The 16,274-nt window shown below is 39.4% G+C and carries 15 protein-coding genes; 4 read left to right on the forward strand and 11 right to left on the reverse strand.

The window, feature by feature from the left end:
* Nucleotides 1-11: 11 nt before the first annotated feature.
* A complete protein-coding gene (locus tag A9Q68_RS04420) occupies nt 12-659 on the forward strand; it encodes an amino acid ABC transporter permease (protein ID WP_071793487.1) in 648 nt (215 codons plus the stop codon).
* 124 nt (nt 660-783) lie between these two features.
* Here A9Q68_RS04420 and A9Q68_RS04425 read toward each other — a convergent pair whose 3' ends face one another.
* The 5 genes from A9Q68_RS04425 to dhaK form a co-directional block, all read right to left on the reverse strand.
* Nucleotides 784-1,791, reverse strand: coding sequence for a DUF3114 domain-containing protein (locus tag A9Q68_RS04425; RefSeq protein WP_071793488.1), 1,008 nt, complete (start codon nt 1,789-1,791; stop codon nt 784-786).
* 234 nt (nt 1,792-2,025) lie between these two features.
* Nucleotides 2,026-2,736: an MIP/aquaporin family protein gene (locus A9Q68_RS04430; RefSeq protein ID WP_071793489.1), complete on the reverse strand. Its 711-nt coding sequence runs from the start codon at nt 2,734-2,736 to the stop codon at nt 2,026-2,028.
* Nucleotides 2,737-2,746: 10 nt separating this feature from the next.
* The gene (gene dhaM, locus A9Q68_RS04435; RefSeq protein ID WP_071793490.1) at nt 2,747-3,121 is read right to left on the reverse strand and encodes a dihydroxyacetone kinase phosphoryl donor subunit DhaM; all 375 of its coding nucleotides are present in this window, start codon (nt 3,119-3,121) and stop codon (nt 2,747-2,749) included.
* A complete protein-coding gene (dhaL, locus tag A9Q68_RS04440) occupies nt 3,118-3,696 on the reverse strand; it encodes a dihydroxyacetone kinase subunit DhaL (RefSeq protein WP_071793491.1) in 579 nt (192 codons plus the stop codon). The genes dhaM and dhaL overlap by 4 nt, the downstream gene beginning before the upstream one ends.
* Nucleotides 3,697-3,706: 10 nt before the next feature.
* Nucleotides 3,707-4,696, reverse strand: coding sequence for a dihydroxyacetone kinase subunit DhaK (dhaK, locus tag A9Q68_RS04445; protein WP_071793492.1), 990 nt, complete (start codon nt 4,694-4,696; stop codon nt 3,707-3,709).
* Nucleotides 4,697-4,860: 164 nt separating this feature from the next.
* Here dhaK and dhaS point away from each other — a divergent pair, with 164 nt between their 5' ends.
* Both dhaS and dhaQ read left to right on the forward strand, forming a co-directional pair.
* Complete coding sequence (gene dhaS / locus A9Q68_RS04450; protein WP_071793493.1) at nt 4,861-5,400, forward strand: dihydroxyacetone kinase transcriptional activator DhaS; 540 nt, start codon at nt 4,861-4,863, stop codon at nt 5,398-5,400.
* Between the two features lie 3 nt (nt 5,401-5,403).
* Nucleotides 5,404-6,393 (forward strand): DhaKLM operon coactivator DhaQ, encoded by a 990-nt coding sequence (gene dhaQ, locus A9Q68_RS04455; protein ID WP_071793494.1) that lies wholly within the window; start codon nt 5,404-5,406, stop codon nt 6,391-6,393.
* 43 nt (nt 6,394-6,436) lie between these two features.
* Here dhaQ and thrS read toward each other — a convergent pair whose 3' ends face one another.
* The 5 genes from thrS to ccpA all read right to left on the reverse strand — a co-directional run bounded on the left by thrS (nt 6,437) and on the right by ccpA (nt 13,856).
* A complete protein-coding gene (thrS, locus tag A9Q68_RS04460; protein WP_071793495.1) occupies nt 6,437-8,383 on the reverse strand; it encodes a threonine--tRNA ligase in 1,947 nt (648 codons plus the stop codon).
* Between the two features lie 340 nt (nt 8,384-8,723).
* Nucleotides 8,724-10,058, reverse strand: a complete 1,335-nt coding sequence (locus A9Q68_RS04465) for a glycosyltransferase family 4 protein (protein WP_071793496.1) — start codon at nt 10,056-10,058, stop codon at nt 8,724-8,726.
* Nucleotide 10,059: 1 nt separating this feature from the next.
* A complete protein-coding gene (locus tag A9Q68_RS04470; RefSeq protein WP_071793497.1) occupies nt 10,060-11,058 on the reverse strand; it encodes an LTA glycolipid anchor biosynthesis glycosyltransferase, IagA/BgsA family in 999 nt (332 codons plus the stop codon).
* A 99-nt stretch (nt 11,059-11,157) separates the two neighbouring features.
* On the reverse strand, nt 11,158-12,630 hold the full coding sequence (locus tag A9Q68_RS04475) for an alpha-amylase (protein ID WP_071793498.1): 1,473 nt from the start codon (nt 12,628-12,630) through the stop codon (nt 11,158-11,160).
* Between the two features lie 224 nt (nt 12,631-12,854).
* A complete protein-coding gene (gene ccpA, locus A9Q68_RS04480) occupies nt 12,855-13,856 on the reverse strand; it encodes a catabolite control protein A (protein ID WP_071793499.1) in 1,002 nt (333 codons plus the stop codon).
* Nucleotides 13,857-14,028: 172 nt separating this feature from the next.
* Between ccpA and A9Q68_RS04485 the strand changes: the two genes are divergently transcribed.
* Nucleotides 14,029-15,114: a M24 family metallopeptidase gene (locus A9Q68_RS04485; protein ID WP_071793500.1), complete on the forward strand. Its 1,086-nt coding sequence runs from the start codon at nt 14,029-14,031 to the stop codon at nt 15,112-15,114.
* A gap of 49 nt (nt 15,115-15,163) precedes the next feature.
* Here the strand turns inward: A9Q68_RS04485 and A9Q68_RS04490 are convergent, their stop codons facing one another.
* Nucleotides 15,164-16,252 (reverse strand): DUF871 domain-containing protein, encoded by a 1,089-nt coding sequence (locus A9Q68_RS04490; protein ID WP_071793501.1) that lies wholly within the window; start codon nt 16,250-16,252, stop codon nt 15,164-15,166.
* Between the last annotated feature and the right edge of the window lie 22 nt (nt 16,253-16,274).

A 16,274-nucleotide genomic window follows, 5' to 3' on the forward strand; every position in this document is an offset into this window, starting at 1 on the left:
GAGGAAAGCTTATGTCACAAGTATTTACTGCCGCCAACCTTTCCTTTATCCTACAAGGCTTGGCATTAACCTTATATATATCCCTAGTTTCCATCATTTTATCAACCATCTTTGGAACCCTTTTGGCCATCATGCGAAATGGCAAAAACAAAATCCTAAAATTAATAGCCGGTATCTATATTGAATTTGTTCGTAATGTACCAAACCTTCTTTGGATTTTCATTATCTTTTTAGTCTTTCAAATGAAATCAACGCCAGCTGGCATTACCGCATTTACAGTCTTTACCTCAGCTGCGCTAGCAGAAATTATTCGTGGTGGCCTAAATGGTGTCGATCATGGACAAACAGAGGCCGGTTTAGCACATGGCTTTAGTCCCAGTCAGGTTTTTCTTCTGATTGTTTTCCCACAAGCCTATCGTAAGATGTTACCCGCTATCATCTCACAATTTGTTACTGTTATTAAAGATACTTCATTGCTTTATTCAGTTATTGCTATTCAAGAACTCTTTGGTAAGAGCCAAATATTAATGGGCAAGTATTTCCAAGCCGGACAGGTCTTCGCCCTCTATGCCCTTATTACATTAATTTACTTCATCATTAACTTTGCCATTTCAACTTATTCCAGAAAATTAGCTAAGAAATGGGCACAAGCCAATTAATGATTAAAAACTGAATATAAAAAAGCGGTTGAGATTGCTATCTCAACTGCTTTTAATATTGAAATTTACTTCTTCTATAATGGCTGAATTCTCAATCAGTCAATAAAGAAATTTTCGCAACATATCATTTTATACCTAACAATTTCAACCATTTTAAGAATCGGATATGCCAACGGAAATAGAGACTGTTTCGCTTAACATGTCCGTAACTGGACAAGCCTCTTCGACCAAAGGCGCCCTTTCGGTTGAAATAGGATAAATCGAATTCATCCATTTGACCTTGATACCATTTCTTAGCAATATGTTTAGGAGAGCGGTAGCCTCGTCCAATTTTCCGACGGAAGGCTGGATCATGTTTTCGGATGGGGTCGACATCTAAGTCCCAATGCCTTTTTCCTGCTGTTCCATAATTAAAACTGGCCCCATTGACAACCCCATTCTCAGAAATTTTCTCAGCATCACATTCATTGAGAAAATGTCCCTTGCTGTCTAGAATAAATTCCGTATGGAAGCCCATTAATAATTTAATGTTGTAGGAAACACGATTATCTGGAAAGAGGATTTGATCATCCTCAATTTTTAGTTTATTGTGAAGGCGAGCAGATTCTGATAAAGAATAATCCACCGATTTCCGCCAAAAAGCTGGTCCTTTCTTATGAAGTAAGTAATCCGCAAGAGCCTGACTATCCGTTTGAATATGATCCTTATAATGGTCTCTGACATACTGGGCCTGTTGACTAGAAATCAAATAGCGAAATTGATGGAGACGACGTTCTAAATCCCCTTCTTTTCCCAGCGTTCGGTTTGGAAAAGTTCTGTTTACCAAAGCTGCTAATTGGGTCCAAAAGTCACTATCTGGACTTAAACTGGGATGGAATGCTCTCAGTAATCTTTGCGTTTCCTTTAAGTCACCCGTCAATTCTGATGGCATTCCTATCAAGTCTAAAAGATTTCTCAACAAAATCTTTCCTTTCACTTCATGGTAAGAAGCTTGCCAATAGTCCATAAAGAGGGGTGATCCAACTCGGTAATCTAAATCATCAGAACGAACGAGTCGTCCTAAGAGGTCAAGGGGCCAACCAAGGGTCTGAAGTTTTTTAACAGTTTCATATTTTTTTTGCAGATTTGCCATGGTTAGCTCCTTTCCTTAAAATCTTTGTTCTATTATAGCTTAATTTTGCTAATTTCTCATTTCTCTAACCTTATAGGAACTTCATTTTTAGATTTCATAACTACTACATCACAAGAGATTTAGCTTAGATTACGTATCTTCACCATCACGAGAGATTTAACTTTAGATTTTATATCTTCTCCTTCAAAAAAATAGACTAGGTCTCCCTAGTCCATTTTGCTATATAATCAATTCTTACATTCCTGATAGAATCATTTGGTAAATGAAGGCTCCCAAAGCTCCGCCAATGATAGGTGCGATTACTGGAATCCATGCATAGGACCAGTCAGAATCACCTTTGTTAGGGATTGGCAATAGAGCATGCATTAAACGAGGGCCTAAGTCACGCGCTGGGTTTAGGGCATATCCGGTTGTTCCACCAAGACCAAAACCAACAGCTATAACCACTAAACCAACAATCAAGGGACCAAAGCCAGATGATAGTTTATTTGGGCCTAATGACATAACGGTCATGACAAGAACTGCTGTACCAAGGATTTCTCCTAAGACGTTTGACCATGTGTGACGAATTGCTGGTCCTGTTGCAAAACAACCTAGGATGGTTGGAGCGTCTTTTGTTTCTTTCCAGTGTGGGTAGTAATGTAAGAAGACTAGAGTTGCACCAATCATGGCACCAAGCATTTGGGCAATAATGTAGGGAGCAACTTGAGCCCATGGGAAGCCTCCTGTTAAGGCAAGGGCAATGGTAACTGCTGGGTTTAGGTGAGCCCCACTCATGAAGCCAACCATGTATACCGGAATGGCTACGGCTAAGCCCCAACCTAATACAATGGCAATCCAACCCGAGCCTTCAGCTTTAGTATTTTTTAAACAGACCGCTGAAACGACACCGTCTCCTAAGAGAACTAAAACAAGGGTTCCTAATAATTCACCGATAAATGACATTCTTTAAACCTCACTTTTTAATTTCTAATTCTGATAATTGTTGTAAAATGGCTTCTTTGTTGACACCTGCTTGTAAGAGGGCTGCTGCGGTGTAGGCACCTTCTACGATTGGGACTTGCATGATGGTGATTCCTTTGTCAGTGAAATCAGCTACCATCTCTAAGTTCATTCTTGCCGAACCGAGATCGAAGAAAGCCAGTAAATCCTTTTTGGGGTTTTCATCGACTATTGTTTGCACTTGGTCAAAGCTAGTTCCAATTCCGCCATCTTCGGTGCCTCCAACTGAGGTGATGGCCACATCTTGTGCTACTTCTGCTAACAAGTCCCTAATGCCAGAGGCAATCCCCTTGGAATGGGAAATGATGATGATTCCTAAATCTGTCATTCAGTCACCTCTGTTTCTAAGAGGGCTTCAAATAAAAGACCAGAGGAATAAGAACCTGGGTCAATGTGGCCAAGGGAACGGTCACCGACATATGAGGCTCTGCCTTTTGTCGCCACGATATCTTTTGTTGCTTCAACGCTTGCCCAAATGTCATCCTTGCTGAGTTGGTCTTTTTCCAAACCTTCTATGACGGGAATCCAGACATCGACCATGGTTTTTTCTCCCTTTTCAGCTTTGCCACGTTTTTGAATCATGGCTAAGCCTTCTTTTAAGAGTTCTGCGATGCTGGCATCTGTTCCTTGCTTAGCTATTCCCATAAAGGCAGAACCATATAGGGGACCTGAAGCTCCTCCGACTTTGCTGACCAGTTGCATAGCTACAACTTTAAAGACATCAGCCCCAGTTTCGAAGTTTTTTCCTTCTAGGTTTTCCATAACAGCAGCCATGCCACGCGCCATATTGCCACCGTGGTCGCCATCGCCAATCGGGGTGTCTAACTCACTTAAGTAATCTTTATTTTTTTGCATCTTTTCATTGAAAAGATGCATCCATTTTAAAGCTTTTTCTTGATCCATATTACCTCCATTACCAAGCTGGTGTGATAACCTCAGCATTTAAGGCCTCTAACCAGTCTTGAGATTCTAGTTTAATCAATGTTAGGGATAGACCGGCCATGTCAAGGCTAGTCATGTAATCTCCCAATTTCTTGTAGGCAACTTCTACTCCCGCTTCTGCTAGTAGTTGCGCTACATCATTAGCAAAGACATATTGTTCCATCAAAGGTGTTGAGCCTAAACCGTTGATTAGAATTCCATATTTTTGACCTGCTTCAAGTTTAAAGTCAGCCGCTAATTTGGTCACCAATTCTTTGGCTAATTCTGCTGATGGCTTCATGCTTTCCTTTTGATAACCTGGTTCGCCATGGATACCAACGCCATATTCAAATTCATTATCGTCAAGAACAAAGCCTGGTTTGCCAACTTCTGGTACTGTTGCGCCAGAAAGTGCTAAACCAATGGTTTTGATGTTTGGAACTAATGCATCAGCTAGGGCTTTGATTTCTTCTAGAGATCTGCCTTGATGCGCAGCCTGGCCTAAAATTTTGTGCACTAGGATAGTTCCTGCAACACCACGACGCCCTTGTGTGTAGAGGCTATTCTCCACAGCAATATCATCATCAACAACGACACTAGCAACTTCAATGCCTTCCATTTCAGCCATTTCTTGGGCCATTTCAAAGTTCATGATGTCTCCAGAATAGTTTTTGATGACCATAAAGACACCTGCACCTTCATCGGCTGCTTTGATAGCTTCTAAAATTTGGTCAGGTGTTGGAGATGTGAAGACCGCTCCACAGATGGCTGCCGAAAGCATTCCCTGTCCCACAAATCCAGCATGAGAAGGTTCATGGCCTGAGCCACCACCGGAAATAAGGGCAACTTTACCTGATTTTTCAGCTTTACGGACAATGACATCATAGCCATCTAGACGTTCTACTAAGTCCGAGTGGATAAAAGCGAAACCTTTTAACATATCGTCAACAATGGTTTCAGCTTGGTTCATAATTTTTTTCATTTGGGCTTCCTCCCTAAAACTAAAAATTTTGTTTACGCTTTCAGTTTATCGAAATCTCTCTTTTTTGGTAAGGGACAAAATGTGGAATTTGTCCTTATACTTTCCTCATTATTTTTGATAAAGTATAATAAGATAAAGAGACAAAAATGGGAAGGAGGTCTGATATGACAGCATCTTTAATTACTAAAAAACGGATTGCTAAAGCTTTTAAAAAAGAACTGGACAGTAAGCCTTTCGAAAAAATATCAGTCGTCGATATCATGGATCGTGCTGGTATTCGTAGACAGACCTTCTATAATCATTTTGTTGATAAATACGAACTCCTGGATTGGATTTTTGAGACAGAACTGCAAGAGCAGGTAACCAATAATTTGAACTATATTACGGGTTTTCAGCTTCTTGACGAGCTCCTCTTCTACTTCAGCAACAATAAAAGCTTTTATGCCCAATTGTTTTCGATTAAAGATCAAAATGATTTTTACACTTACTTCGGCGATTATTGTTTGGTCCTTTTAGAAAAAATTATTTCAGAGCAAGAAGCAAAAGCCAATATGAGTTTGGAGGCTAACTATCGATCATTTTTAAAAACTTACCATTCCCGCGCTTTGGCTAACATGATTCGAGCCTTCGTGACTTCAGAGGCTGTCAAACCAGAAACCAACCTAATTAAAAAGACAATTCTAGCTAGTATGAAAGGAGGTTAAGTCATGGTTACCATTTTAAATCATAGAAATAAAATGATTGAACATTATATGAAAGGCATGCTCTTGGCGCATCCTCATCTGGCCAAGCTTCCTGATCAACCAATCATTTATAATCGAAACCAGAACCCTGACCTGATCCCCATTCTTTCTGGCGGTGGTTCTGGACATGAACCGGCCCATATAGGTTTTGTGGGCGACGGCATGCTGACGGCAGCTGTTTATGGAGACCTCTTCACGCCTCCAAGTTGGGAACAAATCTTAGCAGCTCTGCGATTCCTTAACAAAGGAAGGGGCGTCTTCGTCATTATCAAAAATTTCGAGGCCGATATCCGCGAATTCAGCAAGGCTATTCATCAAGCTAGGAACGAGGGTATTGCTGTCAAATACATCGTTTCTCACGATGACATTTCGGTCGAGCCTAAGAAGAATTTCCAGATGCGACACAGGGGTCTGGCAGGCACCATTCTTTTACATAAGATTTTGGGACAAGCTGCGCTTCTGGGGGCAGATCTGGATGAACTGGAACAAGTCGCCTTTGGGCTTGCTACTGAGATTGCGACCATTGGCTTCGCAACAAAATCAGCGACTATCCCTAATGCCGCCCTACCACTTTTCGAACTGCCAGAAAATGACATCTCTTTTGGGATCGGCATCCATGGCGAAGAAGGATACCGCACTGTACCATTTTCATCCTCTGAACAACTGGCGGTTGAAATCACCAATAAACTACAGATGAAATTCCATTGGCAGGAAAAAGATGCTTTTATCCTCTTGGTCAATAATTTAGGGACAACAACGGAATTAGAACAAGGTATCTTCCTCAATGACCTGGGTCAACTCTTGGATTTAGAAGGCTTAGATATTGCCTATATTAAAAACGGCAAATACATGACCAGCCTAGATATGACCGGGATATCGGTAACCCTAGCCCGCTTGAAAGACCCCAATTGGTTAGACTACCTCAAAGCACCAACCAATGCCTTCGCTTGGTAAATAAGATTAGCAAAAAAGGAAGCCTTTGGCTTCCTTTTTTTGCTTATTCTGCGTCTGGTCTTGATTTGCGGGCAATATCCGCTAAGATTGTTTCTACAAATTGCTCGATCATTTCAGTATGTGTTGCCTTGCTTCCATAACGACGAACATTGACTGATTTCTCTTCCATTTCCTTGTCACCAACAATTAATTGGTAAGGAATTTTGCTAGTTTGTGAAGCACGAATCTTGTATTGCATTTTTTCATTACGTTCATCGACATCGGCACGAACACCTTTGTCACGTAAGATTTTAGCAACTTCCCATGCGTAATCCACATGAGCTTCGTTTGAAATTGGGATAACAGTAACTTGATGAGGTGCCAACCAAGTTGGGAAAGCCCCTTTGTAAGTTTCAATCAAGATGGCTGTAAAGCGTTCCATAGTTGAAATAACACCACGGTGAATCATTACTGGACGGTGCTCTTCACCATCTGCTCCAATATATTTAAGATCAAAGCGTTCTGGAAGCAAGAAGTCTAATTGAATAGTTGAAAGGGTTTCTTCGTTACCAAGAGCAGTTTTTACTTGGATATCCAATTTAGGACCATAGAAAGCTGCTTCCCCTTCAGCCTCAAAGTATTCCACACCCATCTCATCAAGAGCTGCTTTTAACATACTTTGCGCATTTTCCCACATCTCATCGTTGTCATAGTACTTTTCAGTATCTTTAGGGTCACGATAAGAAAGACGGAAACGATAATCTGTTAAGTTGAAATCAGCATAAACATCAATGATTAATTGAAGTGCACGTTGGAATTCTTCCTGGATTTGCTCTGGTGTGACGAATAGGTGCCCGTCATTCAGAGTCATCTCACGAACCCGTTGCAGACCTGACAAGGCACCTGATTTCTCGTAGCGGTGCATCATACCAAGCTCAGCGATTCGAATAGGCAACTCACGGTAAGAATGAACATGGTTTTTAAAGACTTGAATATGGTGAGGACAGTTCATTGGACGAAGAACAAACTCTTCTCCGTCTCCCATATCCATTGTTGGGAACATATCTTCATGATAATGATCCCAGTGACCAGATGTTTTGTAGAGCTCTACTGAAGCTAATGGTGGTGTATAAACGTGTTGGTAACCTGAAGCCAATTCTTTATCAGTGATGTAGCGTTCAAGGGTACGACGAATAGTTGCACCATCTGGAAGCCAGAATGGTAGCCCTTGTCCTACTTCTTGACTAATCATGAAGAGGTCTAACTCTTTACCAAGTTTACGGTGATCACGTTCTTTAGCTTCTGCCAAACGTGTTAAATAGGCTTTAAGGTCTTTTTTATCAAACCAAGCTGTACCATAGACACGTTGCATCATGGCATTATCACTATTACCACGCCAATATGCTCCGGCAACATTTAAGAGATGGAAGACTTGAATCCGTCCTGTTGATGGCACATGAGGGCCACGGCACAAGTCCACAAACTCACCTTGACGATAAATGGTTAAACCGGCAGCATCATCGGAGTGTTCATTAATCAATTCAACTTTGTAAGGATCATCTTTAAAGATTTCTAAAGCTTCTTCTTTAGAGACTTCCTCACGAATACAAGGATGATTTTCTTTAACAATTTTTTGCATTTCTTCTTCAATACGAGGAAGATCTTCATTAGAGATTTGACCAGCTTGATTATCTGTATCGTAATAGAAACCTTCAGCAATAGCTGGACCTACACCAAGATGGATTTCTGGGAATAAGCGTTTAGCTGCTTGCGCAAATAAGTGGGCAGCAGAGTGACGTAAGACTCCAAAAGCATCTTCATGATCAGGGGTAACAATTTCAATACTACCATCTTCTTGGATTGGACGGGTTGTATCAATTAATTGACCATTGAATTTTCCTGCTAAGGCTTTTTTAGCAAGGGAGTTGCTGATAGATTGAGCAATCTCAAATGTTGTGATGCCTGCTACAAATTCACGAACGGCACCATCAGGGAAGGTAATTTTAATCATTTTTTCTCTCCTTTTTATCGTAATACTTCCATTTTTTTAATAAAAAAAGCGACATCCTCAAAAGGACGTCGCAACGTGGTTCCACCTTCATTTGTGTATGACAAAAAGCCAGACACCTCTGATTAGTTATAAGGGAACCACCCTTTTATGTTTGCATAAAATCATTGGAAGGAGTATTAGTAAAGTCATCTTGTGCTCTTTTCACCAACCAGCACTCGCTTCGGATAGATGGTTCTCAACTAACTTGTCTTCTCTGATATTATATCAATAATTGATAAAATTTCAAGTCACTTCTTGAAATTTATCATAGACTTCCAATCAAGAAAATAGATAGTATTTCTTATTCTAAGAAGTCACGGATGGCATTAACCATTTTCAAGGGTGCTTTCACCACTTTGACAGATGTCACTGCTGTCGCTTTTACTGCTCTCCGTGGGAGATGAGTTGCAGATTGGACTAACTTCATAGGCTCACGCTTACTTGACCCCGTAATTCTTAAGCTGAGTTTCTGTTTCTTACGGTCACTTTTATTGATAATGGTATCTAAGTAAAAGGTAAAAACGGATTGTCCAAAATGCTGTGATGAAATATCAAAGCGCTTTTGATTCAAAAGTTCTGGTGACATTTCTGGTGTTTCCAGAATGGCATCAATAATGGCATCAGCAAGATCATCTTCATGGTAAAAGAGTGTTCCAAACATCTTATCAGAGATTAAACTATCTAAATAGGGATTACCATGGGCAATGATTGGTTTACCTGTTGCCAAACTTTCAATATAGGTAAGACCTTGCGTTTCACTAGTTGAAGCAGAGACAAAGAAATCACAGGCTTTGTAGAATAGACTAACTTGCTCATGTGCCACCATTCCTGTAAAAATAATATTGTCATCTAGCTCTAGTGCACTTGCCATATCCTTCAAATCATCCAGATATGGACCATCACCAACAATAACTAACTTAACCTTGCTATTAGCTGCCAAAACATCCGGCATTTGTTTGATAATAGCTTGGATATTTTTTTCAAAAGAAATTCGAGACAAACTTAATAGAAAGGTTTCATCCTCTTGAATACCTAGTTGATCTTTCAAAGACAAAATCTCTTCTTGACTGATATCATCACGAACATATTTTTCCAACTCGATACCAGTTGGTATAATACGCTTTGGAATGTCAATTTGATAATCATCAATTAAATTGGACACAATCGGGCTTGGGCAAACCAGGCCGTCAATTTCCTTGAGATAACTTTTAAGAATTGGTTTAATCATACTTGGACGAATAATTTTACCATTGGCAAAGTAATTGACATAGTCTTCGTACTGAGTATGATAAGTATGAACAACTGGGATTCTTAAAGCTTTAGCTACCATTTTCCCCAAAACCCCTAAACTGAACTCTGTCTGGGTGTGAATGATATCCAAGTTATACTGCTTGGCGATTTTATAAGAGGAAATAAGGCCACGATAAACCACGCGCCGATCTGTAAAAGAGACAAAGGGAACACTTGGAAGGCGAATAATGGTCGGATCTTCAAAGCGTTTAACATTACGATCAGTAGTCGTGAAGACATAGACTTCATGTCCTTCTTTTTCCAATTCCTCTTTTAAGGTTCGAATACTGGTTGCAACCCCTGAAACTTGTGGAAAATAAGTATCTGTAAATAGACCTACACGCATCTTAGGACTCCATAACTTTTTGATAAGTATCTACTAACTGAGTAGCAATTTTTTCCAAGCGTCGGCTTTCAGCAACACGATAACCCGCCTCAACCTTATGACTTTGTCCTGAAAGAACACGCTGAATGGCAGCGACAAATCCTGGAACATCGTCAGCTAATTCAGCACTGTCTTGATTAACCCAACCCGAATAGACAGGGATATCACGAAGAACAATATTCTGGCGACTAGCCAAAGCCTCCAAGACGACAATACCTTCTGTTTCTTCACGACTAGGGAAGAAAAAGACATCTGCTCCAGTCATGGCACCTTCATAAACAGCACCTTTGATATAACCCGGAAAAATCACATTGTCTGGATGGTCTTTCTCAACAATCCGTCTGATTTCAGCCGGAATCATCCATTTGTTCATCTCGCCAAACCAAATAAAGGTCACATCTGGCATCTGACGCGCAACTTTGACAAAGTCATCAATCCCTTTCCGTTTGAAAAAGAGACCTGCTCCCATGACCACTTTTTGACCTTCTTTTAGGTTGAAATAGTCCCGAAACGCTTGTTCCTTCTCTGGCTGTGCTCCATACTGCGCTAAATCAATACCATTTGAAATAGCGTAAATCGGTTTATGAATGCCATAATTTTCGATTAAAGACTTTGAATAAAGTGTTGGTGTAATAATAGTATCAGCCTTTTTATAGAAAGCACAAAGATACCGTCTAAATAAGGGAGACAGTTGATTTGAAAAAATAAAAGACTCACGGAAATCTTCTTCCGTCGAATGCCCATGCATAATGACTTTCTTCCCAGCTTTTTGCGCTTTAGCCATCAAAAGCCAGCTAGCTAGTCCATAAGAATTGAGATGAACTAAATCATAATCATCCTTTGGATTAGTTGTAAAATCCTGATGAGCCAGTTTAAGGGCTTTGATTTGGTGCTTGAGGGCACGACCAATGCCTGATTTTTTTAAATAATTTTCTGCTTCTAAGTATAGTAAGACTTTCATAAAGTCTATTATAGCTTATTTTAGCGGAATTTTCACTAGAGAGGAAAAAAATCAGCCAAAGGCTGATTTTCTCATTGTAACTACACTAATCAATTCTGATTAGTTGTCATTTGACAAAGCTGATTTAGGAATCCAAGCCGAGATGGAACCTGGCTCTACCTTAAAGTCAGCCCAACCATCTTCTCCAACTGTAATTTCTTCTTGACAGTATCCTAAATAATCTACGAAAGTCTGACCAGCATAGAGTAGACCAACTTCCATATGTTTCCAACCTCGATCACCATTAGTCATGACGACCGCTAAAGCAGCATCGGTTTCCTCGTTACCAAGTTGCGTCCATCCAATACAATTAGCATGATCAAAATAATCAACCTGATTACCATATACATATTTCTTCCGTAAAAAGGCTAACTTGTCGATAACTTCTTTAAAAGAAACCTGCCAATGGTCTCCCTGAATACCATGATAATCTCCGTAAAAGAGGCATGGCGTTCCTTCTTGGCGCAACATGATAAAAGCATAGGCTAATGGCTTAAACCAATCCTCTACTCTAGATTCTAAAGCTTGTCCACTTTGCGTATCATGGTTCTCGACAAAGGTAATGGCAAATTCAGGGTTGGCTTGCATCAATGTCGAATCTAAAAGTTTGGTCATATCAAAACTGTTGCCACACTTACTGGCTTCAAAGAAGTTCATGTGTAAGGCCACATCAACTAATTCAACTTGCATGTCAACCTCATCAAGGTAGTGATGAGTAGCATCCGCATTATCCTTCCAATATTCCCCAAAAACATAGAGTTCTGGTGCAAGATTTTCCCGAACATAACGAATAAAATGGTCCATAAAATGGGCATCGATGTGCTTAACAGCGTCTAGTCTAAAACCCTTAATTCCAGTAGTATCTAAAAACCATTTTGCCCAGTCTTGAAGGTGTTCTTGAACCTCTGGGTGTTTGAAATCAATATCGTTGAACATGAGGTAATCAAAATTCCCCTTCTCATTATCTACCGAATCTTGATTTGCCCAACCTTTATTATCACCAGTAATCAGATAGATACCCGTTTCATTATTGCGAGCGTCATAATCAATGCCGGTGAAATGATACCAGTGCCACTTAAAGTCACTATATTGATTCTTCCGACCTGGGAAATTGAAACCAGTCCAACCCTCAATTTCAAAGGGCTCTGAGATAGGCTGTTGACGATTTTCCGGATCCATTCGCAAGACATAAAAAGTCTCTTTCTGGTCACCATTTGCCTTATGATTCAAAACAATATCAGCAATTGGCAAGATACCGGCCTCGTTTAAGCCTTGAACCAAAGCAAGATATTCCTCTTTAGTTCCATATTTTGTGGGAATAGTGCCATTTTGATCAAATTCCCCAAGGTCAAAGAGATCGTAAACCCCATAACCAACGTCATTACTGCCGGTTCCTTTAAAGGCAGGGGGTAACCAGACTTTAGTAATGCCAAGTTTTTGCATGTCAGGAATAGCAGCTTTAAGGTTCTTCCAATGTGTTTGGTCTGCCGGTAAGTACCATTCAAAGGCCTGATACAATAATTGATTTGTCATTCTTTTCTCCCGTGTTTTCAGTCGACGCTGTTTAAATATAATGTCATAAGACCATTATATAATTAATTCTGTCATTTGTTTAACGTTTAGCATTACTCTTAAATTTTTGAAAGTCTAAATATCTCAACAATTCTTTTGACAAGGGGATTGAATTTCTATTCCTAGAAAAAATGAAAACAAAAAATTTTGTCATCAAAAAAAACTGCCAACCAATGGCAGCTTTTTTATTTTGTTGTACCACGACGTTTAATGCCATGATTTAACAAGATTTCTTTTTCTTCTAATTCTTCTTTATTCATAATTTTCGTCAACATACGCATACTTACCGCACCTAAGTCATAAACCGGTTGGCTAATAGAACTTAAGTTTGGACGAGTATAGTCAACAACTGGAGAATCGTTACTTGTGATGATTTCAAAATCTTCTGGTACTGATTTGCCTGCTGCAAAAAGACCATTTAAGAGACCTGCGGCTAATTCATCCTCACCAACATAAGCTGCTGTTGCACCCGAATTAATAACGCGTTGCGCCAGTTCGAAACCTTCTTTATAAGAATAGTTAGCTTCAAAAACAAGACCCTCTTTGTAATCTAATTTATTAGCTTTTAAACCTTCTTTATATCCAGCTAATCTTACTTTTCCATTAATATCATCAATTAATGGTCCAGAAACAAAGGCGATGTTTTTATGATGTTCCGCTAAAATATCGACAACTTCTGCTACAGCTGCTTTATAGTCAATATTAACACTTGGTAATTGGTGTTCTAAATCAACAGTACCAGCTAAAACAATAGGTGTTCTTGACCGTGAAAACTCGGCACGAATTTTTTCTGTTAAATGGTGACCCATAAAGATAATACCATCTACCTGTTTTGCAAAGAGGGTATTAACGACATTCACTTCTTTATCATCATCTTCATCACTTGATGCTAGGACAATATTATATTTGTACATTGCTGCAATATCATCAATTCCTTTTGCCAAAATTGAAAAATAAGCATTTGCAATATTTGGGATAACAACCCCAACGGTAGTGGTTTTTTTACTTGCTAAGCCACGAGCAACAGCATTAGGACGATAATCTAAACGATCGATAACTTCTAATACTTTTTTACGTGTATTTTCCTTAACATTTTTGTTTCCATTTACAACACGGCTAACAGTTGCCATCGATACGCCTGCTTCACGAGCGACATCATAAATCGTAATGGTATCATCTGTGTTCATACTTTATCTTCCTTTCTATTTTGAAAATGACGCTTCCAAAATCATTCTAGCATGATTTGAAACCACTTTCAAGTCATAACTCGCATTTTTTGAAAACTTTTTCAACAACTAAAAGAAAACTTGATTTTTTAAGCTTTTTTTGGAAAAATAGAGGTAGAAAGAAGGTATTTTTATGACTAAAATCACCCAAATCCAAGAATTTTTGAAAAAAAATGATGCTGAATTGGCAGTCTTTTCAGACCCAATTACAGTCAACTATTTAACTGGCTTCGCTTGTGACCCACATGAGCGCCAAATGTTCCTTTTTATCTATGACCAACAAGACCCAGTTCTTTTTGTTCCTGCTTTAGAAATCGCTCGCGCTAAGAAGTTTGTTTCCTTCTCAGTTTTTGGCTATATGGATTCTGAAAACCCATGGGAAAAAATCTCAGCGGTGCTACCAAATACAAATGCCAAACGCATCTATGGTGAGTTTGATCACTTAAATGTCACTAAGTTCCAAGGCTTACAAACTGTTTTTTCAGGACGCTTTGAAAATTTAACACCCTTTATTCAACGCATGCGTTTAATTAAATCAGCTGATGAAATTGACAAAATGATGGTTGCCGGTGAATTTGCTGACAAAGCTGTTAAAGTTGGTTTTGACAATATCTCATTAGTAGCTACTGAAACGGATATCATTGCTCAAATTGAATTTGAAATGAAAAAACAAGGTATCAGTAAAATGAGCTTTGAAACCATGGTTCTAACAGGTGACAACGCAGCGGACCCGCATGGAATTCCTGGTACTAATAAGATTGAAAACAATGCCCTACTACTCTTTGACTTAGGCGTTGAAACCTTGGGTTATACCAGTGACATGACCAGAACGGTCGCTGTTGGAAAACCTGATCAGTTCAAATTAGATATTTATAATCTCTGTCTTGAAGCCCAATTAACTGCCCAAGAATTTGTCAAACCAGGTGTTACAGCGGCTGAAGTTGATGCAGCAGCTCGTAATGTCATTGAAAAAGCAGGTTATGGTGAATACTTCAACCATCGTCTCGGTCATGGTCTCGGCATGGATGTGCATGAGTTCCCTTCAATTATGGCTAGAAACGATATGGTTATCGAAGAAGGCATGTGCTTCTCAATTGAACCAGGAATTTATATTCCTGGCAAAGTTGGTGTCCGGATTGAAGATTGTGGTCACGTTACCAAAGATGGTTTCCAAGCCTTTACTCAAACACCAAAAGAACTCTTGTACTTTGAAGAGTAAATTAATTACATATACAAAAAGCGAAGACAGAATCTGTCTTCGCTTTCTTTTATTCTTCAATAAAGAGGAAGGATTGCCACACTTTTAAGAGATCAATCAAGATATCATTTTCAGGGGAAATCTGAGCGACCACATTTTGACGGCCATTATTCGGACGATCTTGCAAGGCAATTTGCAATTCGCCTTTATATTGACCAGCTTCATTATTGCCAATAGTTACCATACCCCGTTTAATTGGAATGGTATTGAATGGCTCAATAGAATGGTCTTTATAAATAACACGTGGTTGGCTAGAGCGGATCATGTAATCTGACTTGTCTCCACGGTAAAGATGCTGATTATCGAGTAGGATTTCTTTTTCCACAGCCGATAATTCTTGCTGAACTTTGACTGGAAAGACTGGTAAGGATTGTTTGTAGGCGTCAGCCACGGCTTTGAGCTCTTCTTCCGACAAGAGACTTGATGAGAGTAAGATATCGTCTATCAGGCCACTCATTTTCAAAAGCGAAACCTGAGCTCTTAAAGACATATCCCTTTGAATTTCTGCTGAAACCATGCGATCTGATAACGGCCAAGGGCCGATTTTGCCATTTGGACTATCAATAAAGGCTGCTGTTTCTAGATTATAATCCTTGTATTGTTTGGCTGTTTTAAGGAAATAGTCAAAGGACAGTCCGGTATAGGCTTGCGGATAAAAGTTGTGTGAGCCGATTAATTGAGTTGGGTTTGGACCAAAGTCGTGAACCATATCAATATAGTGTTGCCCGCGTGAGATGTTTAATTCAATCTTGATGCCTAAGCTATTATGGGTTAACATAGCTTCTTCATAGCCAGTGAAACCTTCATCTAATCGAAGGGCATCAATCCCCATTTGCGCAAATTTCTCTAATTGATTGTATTTAATGTTTAAGGCTTTGAAGAGTTTCGGATTGACATCCAAAGATGTTTTAAATCCTTTTTCATTTCCATATTGAATAATTTCAGTAAAGGTAGCTACTGTTTCTTGAGCATTATCTGCCACTTCTAACATGGATGTAAAAAGGCGTTGATAGCCATACTTAGCTGCTAAATCAATATATGACTTCATTTCAGAGATGCTGGACTTAGACGGATAAATGGATATACCTAATTTTCCCATAAGAATTCCTCCTTTAGTAAAA

The organism is Streptococcus bovimastitidis (genome assembly GCF_001885095.1).
Taxonomy (GTDB): domain Bacteria; phylum Bacillota; class Bacilli; order Lactobacillales; family Streptococcaceae; genus Streptococcus; species Streptococcus bovimastitidis.

Coding starts and splice junctions, on each gene's coding strand:
- A9Q68_RS04420 (WP_071793487.1), top strand. CDS start 12: ATGTCACAAGTATTTACTGCCGCCAACCTTTCCTTTATCCTACAAGGC.
- A9Q68_RS04425 (WP_071793488.1), bottom strand. CDS start 1,791: ATGGCAAATCTGCAAAAAAAATATGAAACTGTTAAAAAACTTCAGACC.
- A9Q68_RS04430 (WP_071793489.1), bottom strand. CDS start 2,736: ATGTCATTTATCGGTGAATTATTAGGAACCCTTGTTTTAGTTCTCTTA.
- dhaM (WP_071793490.1), bottom strand. CDS start 3,121: ATGACAGATTTAGGAATCATCATCATTTCCCATTCCAAGGGGATTGCC.
- dhaL (WP_071793491.1), bottom strand. CDS start 3,696: ATGGATCAAGAAAAAGCTTTAAAATGGATGCATCTTTTCAATGAAAAG.
- dhaK (WP_071793492.1), bottom strand. CDS start 4,696: ATGAAAAAAATTATGAACCAAGCTGAAACCATTGTTGACGATATGTTA.
- dhaS (WP_071793493.1), top strand. CDS start 4,861: ATGACAGCATCTTTAATTACTAAAAAACGGATTGCTAAAGCTTTTAAA.
- dhaQ (WP_071793494.1), top strand. CDS start 5,404: ATGGTTACCATTTTAAATCATAGAAATAAAATGATTGAACATTATATG.
- thrS (WP_071793495.1), bottom strand. CDS start 8,383: ATGATTAAAATTACCTTCCCTGATGGTGCCGTTCGTGAATTTGTAGCA.
- A9Q68_RS04465 (WP_071793496.1), bottom strand. CDS start 10,058: ATGCGTGTAGGTCTATTTACAGATACTTATTTTCCACAAGTTTCAGGG.
- A9Q68_RS04470 (WP_071793497.1), bottom strand. CDS start 11,058: ATGAAAGTCTTACTATACTTAGAAGCAGAAAATTATTTAAAAAAATCA.
- A9Q68_RS04475 (WP_071793498.1), bottom strand. CDS start 12,630: ATGACAAATCAATTATTGTATCAGGCCTTTGAATGGTACTTACCGGCA.
- ccpA (WP_071793499.1), bottom strand. CDS start 13,856: ATGAACACAGATGATACCATTACGATTTATGATGTCGCTCGTGAAGCA.
- A9Q68_RS04485 (WP_071793500.1), top strand. CDS start 14,029: ATGACTAAAATCACCCAAATCCAAGAATTTTTGAAAAAAAATGATGCT.
- A9Q68_RS04490 (WP_071793501.1), bottom strand. CDS start 16,252: ATGGGAAAATTAGGTATATCCATTTATCCGTCTAAGTCCAGCATCTCT.